Genomic DNA, 25,156 nt, shown 5'->3' on the forward strand with positions numbered 1-25,156 from the left:
TAGATAAAATAGACCTGCACATCATTCCACCCACTGGGAACTTTTAGTTAAAATTCAAATCATTTCTGTTACAACATAATTTTTATCGTTACAGAAAACTTAGCATTATATTAAAATGTAGTTCATTATATTTTGCAAATTTCATCTTTTAAAAGTTCTTTATGTATTTTGCATAAAAAGTGAAGGGCAACATTAACGTATAAGTCTTATTCTTAATTGTTTAATGAGAAATCTGAAGATTCATTTAAAAGAACAACATTATTACTTTAAAGAAGTACTCGCATTTTTATTTATAATGCTTGGTATTTATTTTTTAAGGCAACAACGTGAGGAGCTCTTTAAGGTTAAGCAAACTATCGCATTAACGCATCCATTTTGGCTTTCATTAGGAATAATATTAGTGGGTATCTATATTTTGCTGCAGGCGATGATGTACGTCCATAGCTTTAGATCGGTAGGAAAAGATATTTCTATTAAATTAGCCATCCATCTATTCCTGAAAAGAAATCTTGTGAGCGTCTTTTTGCCAGGAGGGGGAGTGACTTCTTTAGCGTTTTTTACAAAGGAAATAGAAAGAACCGGTGTCAGTAAAACGAAAATCAATTTTGCTTCTTATATCTATGGCATTATAGGCATTGCATCCATCATTGTGATTTCGATACCTGTTATTGCATTTACAACATTAACCAATAAAGCCATTGGAGGCGAATGGGAGACAATTACCATATTAACCATTTTATTATTACTGATAGCTTTTATTGGTAAATCCATCTATACCCAAGGATATATTTATAAGCTTATTGTACGTTATTTCCCTGCCTTTGAAACGATTGTTGAAGAAATTCAGCGTGGAAAATTCAGCAAAAAACATTTACTGTATACTTTGCTTTATTCCACCTTTATAGAGCTTGTAGGTATCATGCATCTGTACATAGCTATGGAGGCAATCGGTATAAATGGCAATATCACAGCCGCTATAGTGAGTTATGTCATCGCCACTCTTTTCTTATGCATATCACCTTTTATGCGAGGTTTGGGTGCAGTTGAGATATCGATGGTATATATTTTAAGTAAATTTAACATAGATAAGACGCTCGCTATTTCGATTACTTTTCTTTATCGCCTATTTGAATTCTGGCTCCCACTGGTTGCTGGTTTAGTTAGCTTTCTTTTTCAAAAAGGTAATCTTATTTTGCGCGTTTTCCCATCTGTCTTATTATTTGTTTTGGGAATCGTCAATATTGCATCTGTACTTACGCCCGCAATCGCCAGTAGATTAAAAACACTACATCAGTTTATTCCGAACGATACCATACATTTCTCCAATTATATGGTGCTACTCATCGGTTTTCTTTTAATGATCTGCTCTGCGTTTTTAATAAAGGGTTTGAGAAATGCCTGGATTATAGCCCTGTCATTAAGTGCTCTATCGCTCATAGGGCATATAACAAAAGCGATTGATTATGAAGAAGCCTCTCTCGCGCTATTTACATTGATCACATTAATTGCTACCTACAAACAGTACTATATCAAAGGAGACAGAAAACTTCAAAATTTCAGCGTAGGCACCTCATTTATCATTATTATCTCTGTACTCATCTATGGAACAATTGGGTTTTATCAATTGAAATCCAATCACTTTAATGAAGATTTCACGTTAGGTGAATCTATTATTAACACGTTCGCCTGCCTAGTCTTATTAGACACCACTTACTTAAATCCGCAAACTGAATTTGCAAAGTTATTTATATATTCTATTAATATTTTTGGCATTACGGCCATTCTACTACTATTCTATTCCTTTGTGCATCCTTATATATTCGATTTGGCCCATAATGAAGAAGAACGAGAGAAAGCAGATAACTTAGTGCAGTTATACGGCAAATCTCCTGTTGATTATTTTAAAGTAGCGCATGACAAGTTTTTTTTCTTTAGCGCTGAACCTGCGGGAATGATATCTTACAAAATCGCCAATAGTTATGCCATTGTATTACATGAACCTATATGTGAAACAGATGATTTTGGCAAAGGAAAAATTATAAGTTCATTTGAAGCATTTTGCCAACAAAATAGCGTAAAGCCTGTCTATTATAGAGTGGACGAGGAAAATCTACCATTCTTTACAAGCATGAAAAAGAAAGCGCTTCCGATAGGCCAAGAAGCTATAGTAAACCTTAACGATTTTACATTGGAAGGTAAAAGCAATAAATCTTTAAGAAATGCATTGAATAATGTTCAGAAAAAAGGTTTTATAACAAAGATCTATCTACCGCCTATCAAGGATGGATTGCTACAAAAGCTTAAATATGTTTCGGACGACTGGCTTCAAAGCTTAGATCGTGAAGAAATGGTTTTTTCACAGGGGATGTTTAACGAGCTGGAATTAAAAAATCATACGATCATTACCTTAGAAAACAATGATGAGAAGGTACTTAGTTTCTTAAATATTATACCTGATTATGTCCCTGGAGAAATTACATACGATCTTATTAGAAAAACTGCTGATGCTCCTAATGGCAATATGGACTGCCTTATAGTAGCACTTATTGCGTATGCTAAAGAAAATGGATTTCAAACGCTTAACATGGGGTTAGCACCATTTTCTGGTATTGGTAAACCCGAAGATATTCCGCAAAGAACTATTAAATTTGCATACGAAAAATTACAGCAATTTAAGCATTATAAAGGTTTAAGAGACTTTAAAGATAAATTTGAGCCTCAATGGCAAACAAAATATCTTGTATACAACAACGACTATGATTTATTACATATTCCTTTGGCATTGAATAAAGTCATGCGTACTTGATTGACTTCCTAATAAAAATTTTATTTTACTTCAAAATTTTTACAAAATTGCCTGTTAATTTGCTTCGTTTTAGCAAATTGTGCCTGATGTCGGCATATTTAATTCGCTAAAACCTAATTCAATTTAAAGAAGTGCTTTATGAAAATATTAGCTATAGAAGACAATAAAGAACTCGCCAGTAGCATATACGATTATTTGGCACATGAAAATTATATATGCGAATTGGCTTATAGCGCTTCAGAGGCACGCGAAAAGTTGTTGTTTTATTCGTACGACTGTATTGTGCTCGATATCATGCTCCCCGATGGAAATGGATTGGAATTATTGAATTTTATGAAGTCCGAACATATATCCGGCTCCATACTCATTGTATCTGCAAAGGGAGCTTTGGATGACAAAATACAAGGATTAGAAAGCGGCGCAGACGATTATTTAACAAAACCATTTCACCTACCCGAATTACATGCACGCCTTCGGGCAATACATAGAAGAAAAAACCTTGAAGGCAATAATATTGTTTCCTTTAAGGAAATAGCCCTTAACACGAATACTTTTGAATTAAAGATCCACGGTAAAGACTTAGATACGACAAGAAAAGAATTTGAACTACTATTATACTTTCTAGTAAATAAAAACAGGGTATTATCCAGGCAGGCAATTGCTAATCATCTTTGGGGAGATTATACGGATAATCTCAGTAATGTAGATTTTGTATATCAGCATGTAAAGAACCTTCGAAAAAAGATTAATCAAGCGGGCGGAGCAGATTACATTGATACCATCTATGGGTTAGGCTATAAGTTTAATACCCACTAATATTAAATAAATGAAACTGGCAGATAAATTTACACTTTGGTTTCTTGGCATCATATTATTGGTAACACCCATTAGTATGTTTACCACATTGAGCAATATACGGAGCCGTATTGATAATTCTGAAATAGAAAGGCTCAAAGCCGTTAACAATGAGGTGGCCGAGCAATTACGAGACGGAATAGCTCCTGATAAATACTCGCAAGGAAGACCAATCATCATTCTAAAGATCGACAAAGCCCTTCCTAAAAGTGAGGTTCAAGTGGAAAAGCAACGATGTGATGGTGCGACAGCTTTAAACGAATGCCGTATTACAGTAAGCTCCTACTACAGCATAAATGAGACCAATTACCAGGTGTCATCTTATAACTACGTCACACAGTCGGCCCATATTTTAAAAGGTATGCTTTTCACGGCCATTCTTAAAACAATGATAATTGCTTTAATAGTTTTGCTTACGGTACGGTGGGTGTCAAAAAAAATTCTTTCCCCATTCAATCAAACATTAAACAGTATTCAAAAATTCAATATTAAAAAAAAGCAACCTTTAGCTTTAGCAGAGACAAATACCAAGGAATTTCAAGCGCTTAACCAGTTTCTAAAAAAAATGGCCGATAAGGCTGTGATCGAATATGGTTTAGTTAAAGAATTCAGTGAGAATGCATCGCACGAATTACAAACCCCATTAGCTGTGTTGAGAAGCAAACTTGAGCTCCTCACCGAAACAGATATACAAGTTAATCAGGCCTCCCTGATTGCCGATATGCAAAACGCTATAGAAAAACTTTCCCGCATAAACCATTCGCTATTATTACTTACTAAATTAGAAAATCAGGAATTTGAAGCCACCAGCGAAATAAACTTCACAAATTATGTGCAGGAGCTCCTCGCCATTTATGAAGACCGAATTGCCATAAAAGAGTTAACCTTAACAAGCAATATCGACGAGCAGGTATACGTTAAAATAAATCCTACATTAGCAGATATGCTTTTTGACAACTTATTAAGCAATGCTATCAGACATAATGTAAGAAATGGCACCATACATTTGCGACTTAATAAAAGAGGGATTGTCATCAGCAACACAGGACCTTTTCCTGTATTCCCTACGGAAGAACTTTTTCAACGATTCAAAAAGAGCAATCAGTGTAACAATAGTGTAGGTTTGGGATTATCTATAGTAAAAAGGATTTGTGAGTTGAACAATTTTAAGGTCACTTACATTTATGAAGATAATTTACACATTCTTAAGGTCATATTCTCTGAAGATCAATCAATAGGAGAAGATAAAGAAGAAAAAGAGGGGTATACAGACAATCAAATTGTTACAATCTAATTAGAATTTCATTACAAAAAGAGCTGATTTCTTCAAATTCTCTTCAAAATTAATAATCAATTTCACAAAAGATAATAATTGAGTTTAATATATTTTGTGAAAGTTACATTTATAACTGTAAAATGGCATTCCATGTTATGTCTTTTACTATTAGCGTTTACTCTTAATCTTCAGGCACAGGAACAATTATCATTAAAAAATGCCTTAGACATTGCGGTTAACAATTATGGTACAATTAAAGCAAAGGCTAATTATGCAAATGCATCACGGTCTTCTGCTACACAGGCAAAAAGAGACTATCTACCAAATCTCGTTCTTTCCGGACAACAGGATTATGGTACAGTAAATGGTCAAAATGGCCCTTTATACGGTTTTGGTGGATTTGGTGTTGCTTCTTCAGGCCTTCCTCTTCCTAATCAGAATTGGAATGCAGCCTTTGGATCACTTTACCTAGCCAATGTTAATTGGGAGTTTTTCTCTTTTGGCAAGGCAAAAGAAAGAATCAAAGTAGCAAAAGAAATTGCTAGCAGAGATGATAGGGATCTTCAACAAGAGCTCTTTAATCATCGAGTAAAAGTAGCTGCTGCTTATCTTAATTTATTAGCTGCTCAGAAGCTCACACTATCTTATGAGAAAAATCTAAATAGAGCGGATACTTTCAGAAGGGTTGTCGTAACGCGGGCATTAAATGGCTTGATTGCTGGGGTTGACTCTTCTCTAGCAAATGCAGAAGTCTCTAATGCAAAAATTGCTTATACGAAAGCAAAAGATTTTGAACAACAACAAGGCAATAACCTGGCTCAACTAATGGGTGTTCAGCCTACGGATTTTTTGCTAGATACTGTTTTTATATCGAATGTACCCCAAGGCTTGGAACAACCTATTGATACAAACTGGAACAATCATCCAGCACTGCAATGGTACCAATCACGCTTACGTGTAGGGAAAGAACAGACCAAGTATTTAAAGACATTGTACTACCCGTCGTTCTCGCTCATTGGCATATTTCAAACAAGGGGTTCAGGCTTCAGTAGTACTTATGCAACCAATCAAAGTGCTTATACGCAAAACTACTTTGACGGCATCAAACCAACGAGGTCTAATTATCTCATTGGAATTGGCCTCACATGGAATATCACCCAACCTTTCAGAGTTTCGCAACAGGTAAAAGCACAACAATACACTAACAACGCGTTAGATAACGAATTTGAATTGGCCAATCAGCAATTACATGCGCAATTGGTACTTGCTGAAACCAAAATTCATAATGCGCTGAGCAATTATAAAGAGGCACCAACGCAGGTAAAAGCGGCTTCTGATGCCTTTTTGCAAAAATCGGTTTTATATAAAAATGGATTAACGAATCTAGTGGATGTTACACAAGCTTTGTACACGCTCATAAGAGCAGAAACTGATAGAGATATTGCCTATAATAATGTGTGGCAAGCGCTACTTTACAAAGCCGCAGCCTCAGGCGATTTCGGGTTGTTTGTAAACAAAATAACGCCTTAACTAGACTTAGTTTCTATTAAGTTTATAAAATATCATATCCACTTATATAAAGTCTCTCAGTAAAATATTAAATAAATCGACATATGAATTTGATCCGCTTTGCATTACGTAAACCTATAACCATCATGGTTATTGTAGCAGGGCTATTTTTCTTTGGAATAAAAGCAGTTACTTCCATCAAGATTGATATTTTCCCTAAACTGGATATGCCTGTAATTTATATCTCACACCCTTTTACAGGTTATACTCCAGAACAAATGGAATCCTTTTTTGCAAAAAATTATGTCAATATCCTATTGTATACAAATGGTTTAAAAAGCATCGAAACAAAGAACATTCAGGGTCTTACGTTGATGAAATTAAATTTTTATCCAGGCACGAATATGGCACAGGCGGCAGCGGAGCTTTCTTCGTTTACCAATCGGATACAAGCCATTTTCCCACCGGGTTCCAATCCTCCTTTCATTATACGTTTCGACGCTTCTACCCTACCCGTTGGACAACTTGTTATCAGTAGTAAAAAAAGGAGTAATAATGAGCTCGCAGATCTTGCAAACACCTACGTTCGTTCTTCCTTTACATCTATAAGCGGCCTTGTAGCGCCTCCGCCTTTTGGAGGAAATATACGAACAATTGTAATCAAGGCGGATCCTGCTTCGTTACGCTCACACAACATGACCCCAGACCAATTAGTGGAGGCCTTAAAATTAAACAATCAAACAGCACCATCGGGAAATGTTCGCGTGGGAGATAAAAATTATATAACGCCGACAAATACAACCATTAAGGATGTAAAAGATTTTGAGAATATTCCGCTCTTTAAAAATGGGGTTCAAAATTTATATTTGAGAGATGTTGCTACAGTGGAAGATGGTGCTGATATAACATCAGGGTATGCCTTGGTTAATGGCAAGCGATCTGTTTATCTAAATGTTGCAAAAAGCGCAGATGCTTCTACCTGGGAGGTGGTGAAAAAGCTAAAAGAAGCAGTACCCAGAATACAGAGTCAATTGCCGGAAGATGTGCAGGTAAGCTATGAATTTGACCAGTCGGTTTATGTAATGAACTCTGTAAAAAGCTTATTAACAGAAGGCGCAATAGGTGCTATTTTAACGGGTTTAATGGTCATTTTATTCTTAGGTGATATACGCGGTGCACTGATTGTAATTTTAACAATTCCAACATCGATCATAGCAGGTGTATTATTTTTGAACCTATTTGGGCAAACTATTAATATCATGACTTTAAGTGGCTTGGCCCTCGCTATTGGTATTTTGGTTGATGAGAGTACCGTAACAATTGAAAATATACACCAGCACCTGGACATGGGCAAACCTAAAGCCCTTGCCATTTGGGATGCCTGTAAGGAAATTGCGTTCCCCAAACTCCTTATCTTATTCTGTATACTGGCGGTATTTGCTCCCGCTTTTACAATGGGTGGCATACCCGGATCGCTCTTTCTACCGCTTGCGTTAGCCATCGGATTCAGCATGATCGTCTCTTACTTCCTTGCCCAAACATTTGTTCCTATAATGGCCAACTGGATTATGAAAGTAAAACATCATAAAAAAGAAAGTGGAGCAGATTTAACAGATGCAGAAGAATTTGAAAGGGCGGGTTTAACCGCAGATGATAAGCATGCGCAAGCTGAGCAAAAAATCGCGTCGGTGACCGCAATAGACAGAAATCATGATGGAAAAGTCAGCTATTTTGAACGAATTAGAATACGCTACCTTCGTTTTATCGAACGGCTGATGCCTTACCGCAAAGTGATCGTAGTTGGCTACATTATAGTTATTTGCGGTTTAGCAAGCATACTCATGATGCAAATTGGGCGCGATGTGTTACCTAAAGTCAATGGAAGCCAATTTCAAGTACGCCTGCGGGCACCAGAAGGAACCCGCATCGAACAAACAGAAAAAAGAACGAATCAAGCCATAAATTTGATAAAAAAACTCGTTGGTTCAGAGAATGTCTCCATTACATCTTCTTATGTGGGAATGCACCCCTCTTTGTTCTCTACAAGCCCTATCTACCTTTGGATGGCAGGCCCTCATGAAGCCGTTGTGCAGGTGGCACTGAGTGAACATTATAAAACGGATCTTGATGAATTGAGAGAGAAAATACGTACCACCTTTACGAAGGAATTGCCAGATGTTAAAACTTCTTTTGAACCAATTGAGTTAACGGACAAGATCTTAAGCCAAGGTTCGCCAACTCCTATTGAAGTACGATTTTCAGGGCGCAATAAAAAGCTAAGTGAAGAATACGCACAGAAGCTTATGAAAAAACTCCGCGATGTTTCCTATTTAAGAGATGTCCAACTAGGGCAATCAACCAAATATCCATCGATCAATATAAACGTTGATAGACAGCGAGCTGCGCAATTGGGGGTAGATATGAATGATGTATCTAGAACGCTCATCGCATCTACATCTTCTTCCCGGTATACCGATAAAAATATTTGGATAGACCAAAAGGTTGGGAATAGTTATAGTGTACAGGTACAAATACCGGAAGCCAAAATGAATAGCATGGATGAAATAAGTGAAATACCCTTACTTAAAAACAGCTCGCGTCCGGTTTTAGGAGATATTGCAACCATAAATCATGGCACTACTTATGGTGAAACAGACAACCTCGGGGCTATGCCTATGCTTTCGGTTACTGCTAATATCAATGAACAAGATTTAGGTACCGCCGCAAAAGAAGTACAAAAAGCCATTGCTTCACTTGGAGATTTGCCAAGAGGTCTTGATGTCGAATTAATAGGCTTAAGTAATACGTTAACAGAAACGATGGATAGTCTAGAAAGTGGTTTGGTAGTAGCAATCATCGTCATTTTTCTTATGCTCGCCGCCAATTTCCAGTCTTTTAAAGTATCTGGAATTGTACTTGCAACTGTTCCAGCTGTAATATTAGGCGCAATTGGTTTGCTGTTATTAACTGGATCAACCTTAAATTTGCAATCGTATATGGGCATGATTATGTCGGTAGGTGTATCGATATCCAATGCAGTCTTATTGATCACGAATGCGGAAGAAATACGCAGAACAACGGGCAACGCCCTTTCCTCTGCAACAGGAGCAGCCTCCCTGCGGATGAGGCCTATTGTAATGACAGCACTGGCCATGGTAGTTGGTATGATTCCGATGGCGAGTGGACTGGGTGAAGCTGGTGACCAATCTTCTCCCCTCGGCAGAGCCGTTATCGGTGGGTTGATTGCCTCTACTTTTGCGGCTTTATTCATTTTACCATTGGCTTTCGCATGGGGGCAAGGAAAATCGTCTACGCAAAGCGTATCATTAGACCCTGAAGACGAAGAAAGTATTCATTATATCCCTACAATAGCAAAAAATAAAAATTAAAGATATGAACACTAATAGAAATTTCTTGTTATCCTTCTGTTTATTAGGTTCTGTTTTCCTCCTTTCAAGGTGTGGGACACCGGTACAAAAGGCCGAAGCTGAAAATAAACCGTCATCTAAAGAAGAGCCGGCCATGGAAACTTTTAAACTTACTACAGGGGAACTGTCATCAACGATAAAAATTCCAGGGGAATTAATCGCATTTCAACAGGTTGATCTTTATGCTAAGGTGAGCAGCTTTGTAAAAAAACTCTATGTAGACGTAGGTAGTGTAGTTACAGCAGGCCAGCTGTTAGCAACCATGGAAGCACCAGAACTCAATTCGCAGCTAGCGGGAGCTGAATCACGTTTAAAGTCCCAAGAAGCAGTATATCTGGCAAGCAAAGCTACTTACCAACGCTTGCTTGAAACAAGCAAAACTCCCGGCACTGTATCGCAAAATGACCTTGATCTTGCACTTGCTAAACAGAACTCTGATTTAGCTCAGTTCCAAGCGGCCGAAGCAGCACATCGTGAAGTGGGTGATACTAGAAATTATTTAGAGATCCGAGCCCCCTTTTCTGGGATCATAACGGCAAGAAATATAAGCGCAGGAGCATATGTTGGTCCATCTGGAAAAGGCTCTGAAGCCCCGCTATTTACTTTACAAGAACAAAACAAACTTCGTCTTGTTGTGAGCGTTCCTGAGATGTATACATCCTATCTAAATCAACACAATGAAGTAAACTTTACAGTGAAGTCGTTACCAAACGAGACTTTTAACGCAAAAGTAGCGAGATTAGCAGGGGCCCTTGATACTCGACTTCGTTCACAACGAATTGAAATGGATGTAAACAATGCTAACAAGGTTTTGCTTCCGGGCATGATAACTGAGGTGGAGATACCGCTCACTGGAGAGGAACACACCTTCGTTGTTCCCTTGGAAGCAGTTCTTAATTCCACTTTGGGCACCTATGTCATCAAAGTGGAGCATGACAGTACAAAATGGATTCCCATAAAAACGGGTCGACAAGCGGATGGTAAAATGGAGATTTTCGGAAACCTCAAAGAATCCGATCAACTAGTAAAATTAGCGACTGAAGAGGTAAGGGATCAAGAACCCTTTCAAGCCAATTAGCGCTTAGCAATTAAGAAAAAAAATTCAGAACATATCCCTAAAAGGTCTTCCTGGAAGTTTTTCTAGGAAGACCTTTTTTATTTACCACCTGTTGCTATTAGCGCTTATATTTGCCTTATTATTTTGGATATAAATAATAATAATCGAATACATGAATCCATATACCTAATTTAGGTTATCTAAATACACATAACAATTACCATGGGAGAGTCATTTATACTGAACGTTGTTAAAGAACCTCTACAATCGCTTATGGAAGGAAAAAATACTATTTCCAACTTGCTAAACGCACTATTTATGAATGGTACTGAAGGCGCATCTAAGCTCGTAACAGCCCTGATAGGATATCACTGGTTTGAAGGAGGTGCGCCGGATTATAAAAACTTGCAAATTACCGATTGTCAGATTGATACCTTAACATTACGGGGCTTCATGCACATTACATATCTTCTTGAACGAACGTTTGGTTGCGCTGACATACAAACTACACAAACAGAAAATCAAAAATGGCATTTTACAATTGACACAGCATCTGCGGTTATTATTTTTGAAGGACCCAATGACCCAAACCGGCAGGATGAAATTTAGCGAACTCGTTATTTTGTACGCAACCGTACATGTAATTGTATCAGAACCGAACACCAAGTCAAAGCATAAACCAAACAACACTCTTTAAATCAACTTTTTACAAACATGGCATTAAGATAGTAAATAGGTAAACGTAGGATATCACATCAATAGCGTTTATGATTAAAAACTATTTTAAATCGGCCTGGAGAGCGCTTCTCAAAAACAGAACAGCGAGTGCAATAAATATCAGCGGACTGGCTGTTGGTCTAGGTATTGGCATCATTGTAATCATATGGATAACGCATCAATTCAGTTACGATAAATTCCATAAGAACTATGCTAACATTTATCTGTTGATGACAAAGTCAAAGACAAACGGAGAAATTGGAATAGGTAAGGAAACTCCTGCCCCCTTAACAAAACAAGTTTTAAACGAACTCCCTGAGATAAAGACGACAGCGAGAACGAGTCAGCCAAACCAGCAATTACTTAGAGTAGGCGAAAAAAATATTTATGAGCTAGGGATGTATGCTGAACCCACATTCTTTGACATGATGACATTTAAAACGTTGGCAGGAGATCCACGAGTAGCGCTCAATCAATCAGGCTCAGTCGTAATAACAGAACGGACTGCAAAAAAGCTATTTGGAGATGAAAACCCAATAGGCAAATTAATAGACCATAACAATAGCCAAGTACTAAAGGTGGAAGCCGTCATTGCTGACGTACCCGAAAATAGCACCAATCAGTTTGACGTGGTTTTTCCTTTTAAAGATTTTGAACGCGAGAACAGTAATTGGATAGAGCGGTGGGATTATTATATCATAACAACCTGGGTGCAAACACTACATCGAACCGATCATACACTACTAGATAAGCGCATCAATGGACTCTTTCATAAAAAGCAGAAAGAAACTGGTTCCCTGTTCACATACCCTTTAGCCGACTTAAGACTTTACAATGAATTTAAAAATGGAGAACCGAGCGGTGGACGGATTTATGCAGTAGTTCTTCTTGGTGTAATTGGGTTATCCGTATTATTAATAGCTTGTATAAACTTCATGAACCTAACAACTGCTCAATCACAACGACGCGCCAAGGAAGTTGGTGTAAGAAAAGTGGTAGGCGCAACACGTTGGCAAACGATTTTCCAGTTTCTTACAGAAGCCTTCTTGTTAACCTTGGTGGCCACTGTGTTGGGTATTTCTATAGCAAAAATTGGCCTCCCACTGTTAAATGAAGTTACCACAAGTAACATCCCTTTTGATCTCCTAAAGGGAAATATTTGGCTAATCTTCATCCCGTTAATTATTTTTACCGCACTGGTTGCAGGAAGCTACCCCGCTTTTTTTCTCAGCAAATTTAAACCAACGGATACATTAAAAGGTATTTCTGCAGGCAAGAACAATAAATTTTCGTTACGCAAAGTGCTCGTAACCTTTCAGTTTATAGTTTCCATATTTTTGATCATTACCAGCATTGTAATTTTTAAACAGTTGGAATTCTCCAAGGGCCGACCAGTAGGTTATAACCCCGACAATCTGATACAAGTTGTAGCACATGGTGAAATGGCCGAAAAATTTACAGTAATGAAAAGTGCACTTCTCCAAATCCCGGGAGTCAGCAATGTTACCGCTGGAAATGACAATCTACTCCAATTTGGCGGGTCGGTAACAGGACTAGGGTGGACTGGAAAAACACCCGATCAAGATTTTTCTATCACGATGACAAGTGTTCAATTTGATTGGATAAAGACAATTGGAGCTAAAATAGTGGAAGGTCGGGATTTCAATGAAACTTACGGTAGCGATACAGCATCCTGCTTAATTAATGAGGCCGCTGTAAGGAAAATGGGACTAAAAGCTCCTGTTATCGGTAAAATTGTAGGCGATAAAGAAGTCATCGGTGTTGTGGGAGACTTCATTTACAACAATCCTAATAGTTCTACAGCTCCAATGATTATTAACTATGGTGCTAATCCTATGTCCAACTTTTTTGTACGAATAAGTGAGCATGCCGATAGGAAGAAAATACTACAGGAGATTGAACAACTAGTGAAAAGACAAAACCCAAATTATCCTTTTGAATACCGCTTTATAAGCGAAGAATATCAGCGTAAATTCGACAATATGTATACTGCGGGGAAATTGATCAATACCATTAGCGTACTAGCTATTATTATCTCTTGCTTAGGACTATATGGATTATCGGCTTATGTAGCAGAAATAAGGGCCAAAGAAATAGGCATCAGAAAAGTACTAGGAGCCAATATTAAACAAATATGGTCGTCATTATCAAGAGATTTCCTCTTACCGGTTGGGTTAGCATTTTTAATTGTTACGCCTATTGCCATTTTCGCAATGGACTTAGTACTTTCCAACTGGGAGCATCACGTCAGTCTTTCTTGGTGGATATTTGCCCTAGCTGGTTTGATAGCACTAACCATATCCGTACTAACAGTAAGCTACCATGCCATTAAAGCTGCGCTGGTAAATCCAGTGGAATCGCTTAAAACAGAGTAAATTTCAATATCGGGATCAAGAAGAAAAACCTCTCGGATTTCTACTAATTTTGGGAGTATCATGCTTTCGCGGATGTTTACTATCGGAAAAGCTTTCATCTCTGCCTTTTAATTTACTACGGGTAGCCGCAGACATTTTAGTTTTGTTTGTAACCTGATCATCCTTCTTTGCTGTTTCTTTTTTCTGTGCACTCATAACATAATACTATTTAGTTATTTAACAATCAATTACTTAAAAAAACAAAGAAGACTACCTATTGTTTGTATTATTATCCTTTTGCTCCGGCTGCCTCCAATATTTTCAGGAGTGCTTCTTTATTGTATTTACGCGCCAACTGTAAAGGCGTAAGCCCATCCTTATCAGGTATATTAATATCGCAACCACCTTCAATTAGATAATGAAGTATTTGTTGATATTTTTCGCTTCCATCCGTCAATACTACTACCTCTAAAACGGCTGTCCAACCTAAATAATTAACGTGATCCTTTGGAAAATCTTTCAGACTAAGCAAGTATTTAACCATTTCCGGATGTCCCTTTTCGGCTGCAGGAATCAATCCCGTTCCACCGAACCTGTTTAGCAAATGGAAATCGGCTCCAGCCATAACGCATAGCTTTGCTATTTCTAGGTAACCACTTGCTGCTGCATATAAGAACGGAGAGTTCTTAATATCATCTTGGGCGTTTACATCTGCGCCAGCCTTTATTAACATGTTAGCACATGAAATATGATTACCGTAAGTTGCACACATTAAAGCGGTTCGCCCATTATTATCTCTTGCATTTATATCTTTTACTTGCTTGATATAAATTGCTACTTTTTCATCTAAACCTGCTTGCGCGGCATAAATTAATGCCTTTTCCATATCATCCATTTGCTTATTATTTATGGCACTCCTGCTGGCCGTTTGTATGGACAGCAAGAGCATACCGATCATTATTATCCTGTTCATCTTTATCTATTAACAATTAAAGGCAAATTTCATTGATTTATAGATTAATTTCTTATACTGAAACTATTGATTATTGTTTAATTCGTAACATCTGGCATTAAGGGCTATGATGTATGCAAGCTGGCAGACCGAAATACAGACGGTGAAACACCCGTGTGTTTTTTAAAAAAATGAGAAAAATAAGCTAGCTCATTATAGCCAAGAAAGAAAGCAATCTCCTGTATATCCATGGTGGTAATAGCAAGCATCCGCTTTGCTTCTAGCAGCCTCCTCTCCCTGATTAATGTTCCTGCTTTCTGGCCTAATACTTTTTTACTGATGGTATTGAGATAGCTTGGTGTAACCAATAACTTATCTGCATAGAACTGTACATTACCTGCTATATGATAAGACGTTTCCAATAGCGTTTTAAATTTCTCAATTAAACGGTGTGGGGCGGGTAGTATATCGCTGTGACTCCATTGATTATAGTGCCACCTCGATAATAAGCTCAATATAATGGTTAATCGGTGATTTAATATACGGGTACTATATACTTCCTTTTTTTTAATCTCTTGCTGTATCTGGCTAATCTCGTTAGAAATTAATTTGTACTGATCTTCCAATATATCTATAAAAGGATTATTCCCTGGCTTGAACATTGGCCATTCACTCATCAATACATAATTAGTAATAAAACTTGCTTTAAAGAATAGTTGGAAACCAGTCGTTTGTTCACTCATATTCCAAAAGTGCGTTTGCCCTGGCGCGACAAAAAATATTCTCCGATCATGCACTGTATAATCTTTCGCATCTATATTATGTATACCATTTCCGGATGCTATACATAAAACCAGATAAAAATCGTGTTTATGTGGATTGGACAATTTATTCTTTCCCTCCTCTTGTTGTTCAAGTATTACTAAATCTGAGAAATCAGGCTCGATAATATCTTCTATTTTCAACAACGGTATTGATTTAGTTGTCTTTTTCATAACACTACGGAATTATTAAACAATACAAATTTATAAAGATCTGGTCTATTATGCCTCCATAATTTTGTTGAAAATAAAACTAGATTTGTTTTTTTTATAACAGTTTATTGAAGAAAATTTTTAATGCATTCATTTGTGTTATGAAAAGAGCACTTCCACTTTTAATGTTCACAATGTTTAGCCTTTATGCCTTAGCGCAGCAAGCTCCTTCCATTGATCTTATCATCAGTAACTGCAAAGTCATTAACATGGCTGACGGATCGATAACGCAAGGGCAAAGCGTCGCTATAAAGAATGGAAAAATTATTGACGTTCATTCTGACAAGTATATCAAAAACAAATATCAAGCTGCTCAATATATACAGGCCGAGGGCAGATATGTGATGCCTGGATTATGGGATATGCATATGCATTTCGGAGGAGGAGATAGTACCCTTCATGAAAACAAAAATTTTCTTGCTCTATACCTCGCGCATGGCGTAACCAGTATTCGGGATATGGCGGCTGATATAAGCAAAAGTGTAGTAAAATGGAGAGATGAAATAAATAATGATCAGCTGACTGGGCCGCGTATTTTTACCTCTGGACCCAAATTAGAAGGGTACAAACCTATATGGAAAGGTGTGTTACAGGTGGGCACACCCGAAGAGGTTGAAAGTGCTTTAGATTCGCTGCAAAAATTAAATGTCGATTTTGTAAAAATTACAGAAAACACCTTAAAACCTGATATTTACTTATATGCATTAAAAGCTGTTAAAGCACGCGGGCTGAGGAGTTCAGCGCATATTCCGTCTTCTTTAACATTAAACGAAGTAATAGATGCAGGATTAAATTCGGTAGAGCATCTCGGTTACGCATACAACGCTGGGATTCCCAAAGCAGCCACTGCTTCGAAAGCATCACAATTTAATGCAGAATATGCGAAACAGCAATACAGATATATGGCTAACCATCATGTGTTCATTACGCCGACTTTATTAGGAAGCTATATTATTTCACATCTTGATGAAGACTCCCATACGAATGATGCCTATTTAAAATATATTGGTCGCGGAATAAAAAACACGTATTCATGGCGTGTAGATCGAGCTAAAAACATAAGCGCAGAAGCGAGTAAACAACGCCACGAAAACTACGATAATGTTAGCAAAATACTTCCTCTACTTCAAAGTGAGGGCGTAAAAATAATGGCGGGTACAGATGCAGGTTATTTAAACTCCTTTGTTTATCCAGGTATCGGCATACACCAAGAATTAGCGCTCATGGTGAAGGCCGGATTAAGTCCGCTGCAGGCTTTGCAAGCATCAGTAGTAAACTCACCTGCATTTCTTGGTTTAACAGAATATGGATCGGTTGCGAAAGACAAACGTGCCGATTTAATACTTTTAGATCAAAATCCCATTGAAAATATTGAAGCAACGCAAAAGATACATTCGGTGATTGTTAAGGGAGTGGTGTTTGACCGTCGTCAACTAGATAAATTCTTAAAGGACGTAGCAGATCAAAATGTTAGCGGTCTATAACCGCTAACGCTTCTTCTAAATTATGAATTGAACTGGTACAAATTCCAAATACCTCTTCCAATGTTTTGATAATCTTCTCTTTATTAGGCAATTCAAAGGATTCCTTTCTACCACTGTTATAACGAATATTTAGTATATTGTTGTTTAGCGAATAGCGTCCGTCGTCGTCTACTTTTGTTGCAATCAACTGCTTGGTAAAGTGAGAATCTGGATGAGTGGATACATACCAATTAGCAACTTTATAGTCGATGGGTGCAATAATCTCTGTATAGAAATGGTAAATCGGCCGCCATTCATTTTGTTGCAATACCTGTAAAATATAATATTTTTCCTTCTGTATAATTCGAAATATGCCGTGCTGAGTCTCCTGCACAATATCTGGAGAGAATAGCAGGGGTGCTGTTAAAGTCATCGCACCAAAGCCAACATCCGCAATGTACTGTTGACCGTCTAGCAATATTAACAACAGCATATGGGTACGGGCCGGAACGGTGGTTAAATCATTATTCCAAACCACCCTACCCCATAGCCCATTCACGTCAAACCCTATTGCTGTTAGTACTTCCTTCAACAACGTGTTTTGCTCAAAACAATATCCTCCTCGTTCGTCTTCAACCAACTTTTCGAAAACATCTTCTATATTTAAGCTTACGTGCCTACCTGTAAGCGGATTTAAATTTTCAAAAGGAATATATTTTGGATGTAACCGGTGTATTTCCATCAATGTTTCTAATGTAGCCTGAACCGGTCCCTTATAATGTATCCGGTCAAAATATGCTCTTAAATTTATCATAATATTTAATGTCTGCTTAATTCCACCCGCCACCTAAAGCATGGTATAAGGTTATGACTGACTGCCATTTAAGCCATTGATCATTTATATGATCTAATTGCGCAGCCAGAAGATTCTGCTCTGCCAATAGCACATCTGTGTAATTGGTGTAGGAGCTATAATTTAACAGTTTTTTATTATAATCTACTGCTTTCTGTAACGCTTTTAATTGCTTCGTTCGTATTTCTTGCTGTGTTAAAGCTGTCTGATAAGCATACAAAGCATCTGAAACTTCTTTACCAGCTTGTAGAACAGACTTTTTAAATTGAAAGTATGCTTCTGTTTTTTTTATTTTCGAAATCGATAGCTTTGTTTTATTAACACTTCTATTAAAGATTGGTTGTGTTAATCCTCCCATAATATTGGCAAAAAAACCCGACGGCGTAAACCATTGCTGTAAATCATAACTTGTATATCCGGCTGAAGCTGTAATATTAAATGCTGGGTAAAAATTTGCCCGAGCTGCGTTTTCATCTTCAAGTGTCATACGAAGCGCATATTCAGCTATTTGTAAATCCGGCCTATTTTGCAAAAGTTGAGAAGGAATTCCAATCCGCAAATCAGTATTTAAAGACTGGTGGGCCAATGTTTGTCTTTTTATAGGTGATGATGGCATAGCTAACAACAAACTCAACGCATTTTCAGCTTCCCTAATTTCTCGTTTAATTGCTGGAACAGCAATTTCCGCGGCATAGTAGTTTGCCTCACTTTGTACAACATCGGCTCCATTAACAACATTTGCTTCTTTCAAGGAATTCATCGTCTTCATGTCTTTCTTTCGATTGCTGACCGTGTTATTTAATATTATCAACTGTTCGTCGAGTGTTAATAGTTTATAATAAGTCTGTGCTATCTCTGCAATTAACTGTGTCTGTACCGCACGTTTAGCCGATTCCGTTTGTAGCAAGGCGGCCAACGATTTTCGCTTTGCGCTTTTTAGTTTTCCCCAAATATCCGCTTCCCAGCTTGCATTTAAACCTACATTATACTGTGTAGCATTGTTTATTATTCCGTACCCTTGAGGAAACGCAAGCCTTGACTGTGTCATGCTAGCTAATCCGCTAATTTCTGGCAAAAAGGCTGCTTTACTTTGGAACAACAAAGCACGGGCCTCCTCGATATGTTGTACGGCTATTTGAATGTCTAAGTTATTTTGAAGTCCTATTTCAATAAAATTTTGAAGCACAGTATCAGCAAACATGCTTTTCCATTGAACTTGCGCCATTGTAGTAGTATCTCCTTCATACATTGTACTTCGATATAGATGATCAACATTTATTACCGGACGTTCATATTGTTTTCTTACGCTGCAACTAGTCAAAATGAATAGTATATTGAATAGCCATATATATTTATGTTTAGCCATAATTTTAATTATTAAGATTTGATTTGCCACTAATTTTTTCATGTAGGGCTTGAAAAATGACAAATAGCGTAGGGATCACGAATATTCCAAAAATTGTTCCTATCAGCATGCCTCCAACCGCAGCCGTTCCTATAGAGCGATTGCTTAATGCACCAGCACCTGTAGCCACCATCAAAGGCAATAAACCAAAAATAAATGCGAAGGAAGTCATGAGAATAGGTCTTAACCTTAGGGTAGCTGCTGTAACAGCGGCCGCTACCAAACTCTTACCCGTATTCCTATACATTAAAGCAAACTCTACTATCAGAATGGCATTCTTAGCCAGCAGTCCAAGAAGCATGATTAAACTAATCTGCAAGAAAATATTATTGTCTAAACCAAATAAGCGGGCAAAAAGGAATGCTCCGGCTAAGCCTATCGGTAATGACAAAAGGATTGATAACGGTAAAATATAACTTTTATATTGCGCGCTCAATAAGAAATATATAAATATTAAACTCAAAAAGAATATTAATACCGTCTGCCCGCCACTATTTAATTCTTCTCGACTCAGGGCGGAAAACTCATAACTATATCCTTGTGGTAAAGCGGTTTGCGCTACTTCTTGAATAGCCTTGATGGCGTCACCCGAACTAAAACCAGGCTTTGGGGAACCGGTTACGGTTGCTGCTGTATAGAGATTAAAACGGTTGACAAACTCAGGTCCGTAGGTCTTCTTTATACTAATAAATTCCGAAACTGGTGTCATTTCATTATTAGCTGTACGGACAAATATTTTGTCGATCGATTCTTTATTCACCCTTTGATCTATTTCCGCTTGAATCATCACTTTATATTGCTTACCGAAACGATTAAAATCTGAAGCATATATCCCTCCAAGGTATCCCTGTAAGGCAGCCAAGACGAGTGCTGGCGACAATCCTGCTTCCGTAACCTTGGCTACATTAACGTTCACTTCATATTGTGGAAAACCAATATTGAATGGAGTGGCTGCGTATTGGATTTCCGGCCGCTGGTTTAAGCCACCCATAAATTGCCCAATAACCTGGTCAAACTGCCGATAGTTTCCGCCAGTTTTATCTTGAAGCTGAAATTCGAAACCGTCATTATTGCCAAAACCTTGTAAAGTTGGTGCGGCAAAAAATATTATCTGCGCATCTTTAATACTTGCTGTCTGCATAAACAATCGTTCAACTACGCGCTCAATATGATGTGCTTTTCCCTGTCTATCATCCCAATGTTTCAGTCTAATAAAAATGGCGGCATAGGAACTTCCTGTACCACTTATTAAATCCATTCCAGCTAGTCTGGAGGACAACTCTACCTCAGGCATCGCTCGAGCAATGCTATCAACCTTGTCTGCAATTTTTTCTGCATGCTGTAAAGTGGTAGCTGGAGGTAGAATGATATTACCATAAATTGAACCACTATCTTCATTGGGCACAAAACCCGTGGGTGTTGTTTTTATTAACAGTGTAAGTACCAAAGAGGAAAACACTACAACGGCGATAATCAACCATTTTCGTTCCACAAGAAAGGTTATTGCAGTTTTATAACGTTTTACCATTGCGTTAAAAACAGTATTAAAGCCCCTATAAAATCGCTGTAAAAATGAATCCTTTTTTTGCAGATGGTTTTCGGCGGGCATTTGCAGAAAAAGTGCACATAAAGCCGGACTTAAGGTCAAGGCATTAACAGCAGAAATGATAATAGCTATCGCTAATGTGAGGCCAAATTGTTTATAAAAAACCCCTACTGAACCGGTAACGAACGTGACAGGAATAAACACTGCCGCCATAATAAGTGTAATGGAGATAATGGCTGTGCTAATCTCACTCATTGCTTTTACAGTGGCTTCCTTAGCAGATGATGCTCCATCATCTAACTTCGCGTGCACCGCTTCTACCACTACGATGGCATCATCAACTACAATTCCTATAGCCAACACTAACGCAAATAAAGTTAGCAGATTGATTGTAAAACCAAAAAGCTTCAAAAAAAAGAACGTTCCAATAATGGCTACCGGTACCGCAATAGCCGGTATTAAAGTAGACCTGAAGTCTTGAAGAAATATGAATACTACTAAGAAAACAAGTATAAATGCCTCAATAAGTGTATGAATCAATTTGGTAATAGATGCGTCTAAAAATTCGTTCGCATTGGAGTAAATACCAAAACGCATACCCGGTGGGAAATCTTTAGATGCCTCTTTTAATACTTCTTCACATTGCTTAATGATGTCATGTGCATTGGAGCCCGCTGTCTGGCTTATAGACACATAAGTAGCATGTTTACCTTGCGCAGTCATACTACTCGCATAAGAAAGTGCCCCAAGCTCGATGGTAGCTATATCTTTAAGTCTTAAAAAATGTCCATTTTTATCGCCTTTTAAAACGATATTCCCAAATTGCTCGGGTGTTTCCAACCGGCCCGTGTATTTCAACACATATTGATAGGTCTGTTCACTGTTTTCTCCAATTTTACCTGGAGCGGCCTCCAAATTCTGTTCATTAAGCGATCGGATTACATCAGATGGCATCAATCCATATATAGCCATTACGTCAGGTTTTAACCATATACGCATGCTATAATCCTGTCCGCCATAAACAGTAGCGTCACCTATTCCATCTATTCGTTTAAGTTGAGGCATTACATTAATTCTTAAATAGTTATCTAAAAATTTCTGATCGTATCTTCCGTCGTCGCTATAGAGTAAAAAGCTGAAAATTTCACTACTTAATCGTTTAGTGGTTGTGATACCCGTCTTGATCACTTCAGCCGGCAATAAACTCGTTGCTTTAGCCACCCTATTTTGCACATTTACAGCCGCCATGTCTGGATCAGTACCTTGCTTAAAATTAATTGTGATAACAGCGCTTCCATCGTTGCTGGCTTTGGAGGTCATATAAGTCATATGTTCAACGCCATTAATTTCTTCTTCCAACGGAATGATAACACTTTTCATTACCACATCGGCGTTGGCTCCTTGATAAGTTGCAGCAACCTGAACAGTGGGAGGAGCTATTTCGGGATATTGAGAAATGGGTAACGTTATTAAACCTAAAATCCCCAACACAACAATAATAATGGAAATCACTGTGGATAAAACAGGATTATCTATAAATTTCTTTAACATAAAAATCAATTATAATGACAACTATTTTTTTAGTAATGGTTTTATTTTTTCCCCATCTTGTAGCCCCATAATCCCTTCCAAAACTAACTGGTCAGCAGCTTGTAGCCCTCTCTTAACTACATACTGATCTTTTAATGGAAGTTCCATGATTTGTATTTCTCTACTTTTTACGACTCCTTGACTATCAACCGTATACACAAACAATTTGCCTTGAATATCTTGCGCTGCCTTGGCAGGAATGACTAGCGCATCCTTAATTTCAGCGGGAATTTTTAGCACAGCACTTGCTCCGCTCTTTATTAAAAATGCGGGGTTGGGAAATGTTGCTCTTAAATTAATCGATCCAGTTTCCGTATTAATTAACCCTCCTATTGTTTCTATTTTTCCACTTTGTGGATATTCGCTTCCATTAGCTAATATCAATCTCACTTTAGGTAACTTTTCGAGCTTCTTTTCTAGATTTTCTCCTTCAGGAGAACCCATAAAATCCAAAAACTGGCGTTCGTTAAAAGAAAAATAGGCGTGTATCTTTCCAATATTAGAAACAGTTGTTAGCGGCTGTGGAGAAGTATTACTTACTAAACTCCCTATTTTATAGGGTAAATTTCCTACAACTCCGGATACCGGGCTATTGATAATTGTATAACCTACATTGGTTTTGGCATTTATTAAGTTTGCTTTAGCCTGTTGCAATGCAGCCTCTTTTGTCGCCAATAAATTCGCTGCTTGTTCTAACTCATATTTGCTTATAATATCTTCATCCACTAAGGGTTTCGTTTTGTTATATTGCATACGAGCTGTATTTACCTCAGCTGCTGTACTCGCTATAGCGGCGCTTGCTGTACGCACTTCCTGCTCATATTGCGGCGCGTGAATTTTAAATAAGGCCTGTCCCCTTTTAACTTGCTCACCCTCATCAACATAAATCTTTTCTACAAAACCATCCACTTTGGGTCTAATCTCTATATTTTGCTCTCCTTTTAAGGTTGCAGGATACTCTTGATACACTTTTATAGATTGTAAATGCAAGGCACTAACAGGGTATTGTTCTAAATTATCCGACTGTTCCTCTTTTCCTGAGCTTTGTTTGCAACTAGGTAAGCTAAGAGCAACTATTACCATTAACCAATAATCTATATATCTTTTCATCTGTAAATAATTTTTTATCCATCGGTCAGATGGAGCTTACCATGTTGAAAATTTACATTTCCTTGTGTGATAAAAATGAAATTTTAAACATGGACGGTTCATTTGATATTATTTTAATTTCTTTTTCTTTACTATATGGCAAAAGATATCCCCTTTCAAAAAAATTCCTTTTTTGAATCGCAATAGCTTTGCTATTTCGTTTATAAAATATAAGGTTGACCTACTAAGAAGTGAGGTGCACTAGCTAATTTCTTCTTCAATCATGGTGTTAGATCTTTTTTCTTCTGTCAGAACACTGATAAATATTTTCGTCTCAACTTTCACCATTTATTATTTATTAACACGAAGGTATAGCATATTCTGACCAGCGCTGGCACCCAGATTGTACAAAACCGATAGTCCAGGATTTATTAATGTTGTTTCATAGGCAATTATTTTAATTTATGGGTCAAAGTTAGTACATTTGCTTATTAAACCAAGTAATTACTTTGTTTATTATGAGTCATAATTTAGAAGATTACGATAGCGCCTTATGGCTGCTCAAGAAAAAAGGGCCTCAAATATTGGCTAATGTGGCTTCTGAGCTACAAATCACTACTGAAGGAGCGCGGTTTAAACTACAAAAACTAGCTACTGAAGGTCTTGTTACATCCACTACTAAGGCCAAAGGACGTGGCCGTCCTCAACAGATCTGGACATTAACAACAGCTGGGCATGCTCGTTTTCCAGATACACATGCTGATCTTACTGTCAAGTTAATTCAGCTTATTCGCACAAGCTTAGGAGAACAGGCATTACAAACTGTTATTGATGAAAACGAAAAAAGCGGTACTTTAAAATATATGGATCTTCTAGACGGTTACAGCGATTTAGAGAACAAAGTGAATAAATTAGCAAAAATTCGTAATAAAGAAGGGTACATGGCCGAATATCAAAAACTTGAAAATGGCTATCTATTAATTGAAAATCACTGCCCTATTTGCGCTGCGGCACAAACTTGTCAAGGTTTCTGTCAATCTGAACTCAATACTTTTCAGAAGGTGTTGGGAGAAGGCGTAAACATAGAACGTGTTGATCATATACTCGCTGGAGCTAGAAGGTGTGCCTATAAAATATTTGTTAATTAAGAAAATAGTTGAATAGGTAAATCGTGAAATTTAAAGCTAGTTTTAGGGTGTGA

Annotated in this window: 17 protein-coding genes; 10 read left to right on the plus strand and 7 right to left on the minus strand. The window is 37.6% G+C overall.

Annotated features, from left to right (window positions below; genetic code table 11):
* Positions 1–223 precede the first annotated feature (223 nt).
* The 8 genes from BMY50_RS08830 to BMY50_RS08865 all read left to right on the plus strand — a co-directional run bounded on the left by BMY50_RS08830 (position 224) and on the right by BMY50_RS08865 (position 14,044).
* Positions 224–2,806 (plus strand): phosphatidylglycerol lysyltransferase domain-containing protein, encoded by a 2,583-nt coding sequence (locus BMY50_RS08830; protein WP_093322344.1) that lies wholly within the window; start codon positions 224–226, stop codon positions 2,804–2,806.
* A 138-nt stretch (positions 2,807–2,944) separates the two neighbouring features.
* Complete coding sequence (locus tag BMY50_RS08835; protein WP_093322349.1) at positions 2,945–3,622, plus strand: response regulator transcription factor; 678 nt, start codon at positions 2,945–2,947, stop codon at positions 3,620–3,622.
* A gap of 10 nt (positions 3,623–3,632) precedes the next feature.
* Positions 3,633–4,955, plus strand: coding sequence for a sensor histidine kinase (locus BMY50_RS08840; protein ID WP_093322354.1), 1,323 nt, complete (start codon positions 3,633–3,635; stop codon positions 4,953–4,955).
* Positions 4,956–5,087: 132 nt separating this feature from the next.
* Complete coding sequence (locus tag BMY50_RS08845; protein ID WP_093322359.1) at positions 5,088–6,467, plus strand: TolC family protein; 1,380 nt, start codon at positions 5,088–5,090, stop codon at positions 6,465–6,467.
* 83 nt (positions 6,468–6,550) lie between these two features.
* Positions 6,551–9,835, plus strand: coding sequence for an efflux RND transporter permease subunit (locus BMY50_RS08850; RefSeq protein WP_093322362.1), 3,285 nt, complete (start codon positions 6,551–6,553; stop codon positions 9,833–9,835).
* 4 nt (positions 9,836–9,839) lie between these two features.
* Positions 9,840–10,952, plus strand: coding sequence for an efflux RND transporter periplasmic adaptor subunit (locus BMY50_RS08855; protein WP_093322366.1), 1,113 nt, complete (start codon positions 9,840–9,842; stop codon positions 10,950–10,952).
* A 201-nt stretch (positions 10,953–11,153) separates the two neighbouring features.
* Positions 11,154–11,540 (plus strand): hypothetical protein, encoded by a 387-nt coding sequence (locus BMY50_RS08860; protein ID WP_093322370.1) that lies wholly within the window; start codon positions 11,154–11,156, stop codon positions 11,538–11,540.
* Between the two features lie 158 nt (positions 11,541–11,698).
* Positions 11,699–14,044: an ABC transporter permease gene (locus BMY50_RS08865; protein WP_093322373.1), complete on the plus strand. Its 2,346-nt coding sequence runs from the start codon at positions 11,699–11,701 to the stop codon at positions 14,042–14,044.
* A 15-nt stretch (positions 14,045–14,059) separates the two neighbouring features.
* Here BMY50_RS08865 and BMY50_RS08870 read toward each other — a convergent pair whose 3' ends face one another.
* The 3 genes from BMY50_RS08870 to BMY50_RS08880 form a co-directional block, all read right to left on the minus strand.
* Complete coding sequence (locus tag BMY50_RS08870; protein ID WP_093322379.1) at positions 14,060–14,239, minus strand: hypothetical protein; 180 nt, start codon at positions 14,237–14,239, stop codon at positions 14,060–14,062.
* A 73-nt stretch (positions 14,240–14,312) separates the two neighbouring features.
* A complete protein-coding gene (locus BMY50_RS08875) occupies positions 14,313–14,996 on the minus strand; it encodes an ankyrin repeat domain-containing protein (RefSeq protein ID WP_093322383.1) in 684 nt (227 codons plus the stop codon).
* A gap of 104 nt (positions 14,997–15,100) precedes the next feature.
* Positions 15,101–15,970, minus strand: a complete 870-nt coding sequence (locus BMY50_RS08880) for a helix-turn-helix transcriptional regulator (protein WP_093322386.1) — start codon at positions 15,968–15,970, stop codon at positions 15,101–15,103.
* Positions 15,971–16,110: 140 nt separating this feature from the next.
* Here BMY50_RS08880 and BMY50_RS08885 point away from each other — a divergent pair, with 140 nt between their 5' ends.
* Positions 16,111–17,493, plus strand: a complete 1,383-nt coding sequence (locus BMY50_RS08885; protein ID WP_093322389.1) for an amidohydrolase family protein — start codon at positions 16,111–16,113, stop codon at positions 17,491–17,493.
* Here the strand turns inward: BMY50_RS08885 and BMY50_RS08890 are convergent.
* From BMY50_RS08890 to BMY50_RS08905, 4 genes are read right to left on the minus strand one after another with little or no spacing between them, the layout of a single operon-like run.
* The gene (locus BMY50_RS08890) at positions 17,480–18,286 is read right to left on the minus strand and encodes an arylamine N-acetyltransferase family protein (RefSeq protein WP_093322393.1); all 807 of its coding nucleotides are present in this window, start codon (positions 18,284–18,286) and stop codon (positions 17,480–17,482) included. The genes BMY50_RS08885 and BMY50_RS08890 overlap by 14 nt on opposite strands.
* A gap of 16 nt (positions 18,287–18,302) precedes the next feature.
* Entirely contained in the window at positions 18,303–19,691 is a 1,389-nt protein-coding gene (locus BMY50_RS08895; RefSeq protein WP_093323719.1) for an efflux transporter outer membrane subunit, read from the minus strand.
* A gap of 4 nt (positions 19,692–19,695) precedes the next feature.
* On the minus strand, positions 19,696–22,827 hold the full coding sequence (locus BMY50_RS08900; RefSeq protein ID WP_093322397.1) for an efflux RND transporter permease subunit: 3,132 nt from the start codon (positions 22,825–22,827) through the stop codon (positions 19,696–19,698).
* Positions 22,828–22,848: 21 nt separating this feature from the next.
* Positions 22,849–23,976 (minus strand): efflux RND transporter periplasmic adaptor subunit, encoded by a 1,128-nt coding sequence (locus tag BMY50_RS08905; protein WP_093322402.1) that lies wholly within the window; start codon positions 23,974–23,976, stop codon positions 22,849–22,851.
* Positions 23,977–24,473: 497 nt separating this feature from the next.
* Here BMY50_RS08905 and BMY50_RS08910 point away from each other — a divergent pair, with 497 nt between their 5' ends.
* Positions 24,474–25,103: a helix-turn-helix transcriptional regulator gene (locus tag BMY50_RS08910; protein WP_093322406.1), complete on the plus strand. Its 630-nt coding sequence runs from the start codon at positions 24,474–24,476 to the stop codon at positions 25,101–25,103.
* Positions 25,104–25,156: the final 53 nt, after the last annotated feature.

The organism is Olivibacter domesticus (assembly GCF_900109575.1).
Classification (GTDB): Bacteria; Bacteroidota; Bacteroidia; order Sphingobacteriales; family Sphingobacteriaceae; genus Olivibacter; species Olivibacter domesticus.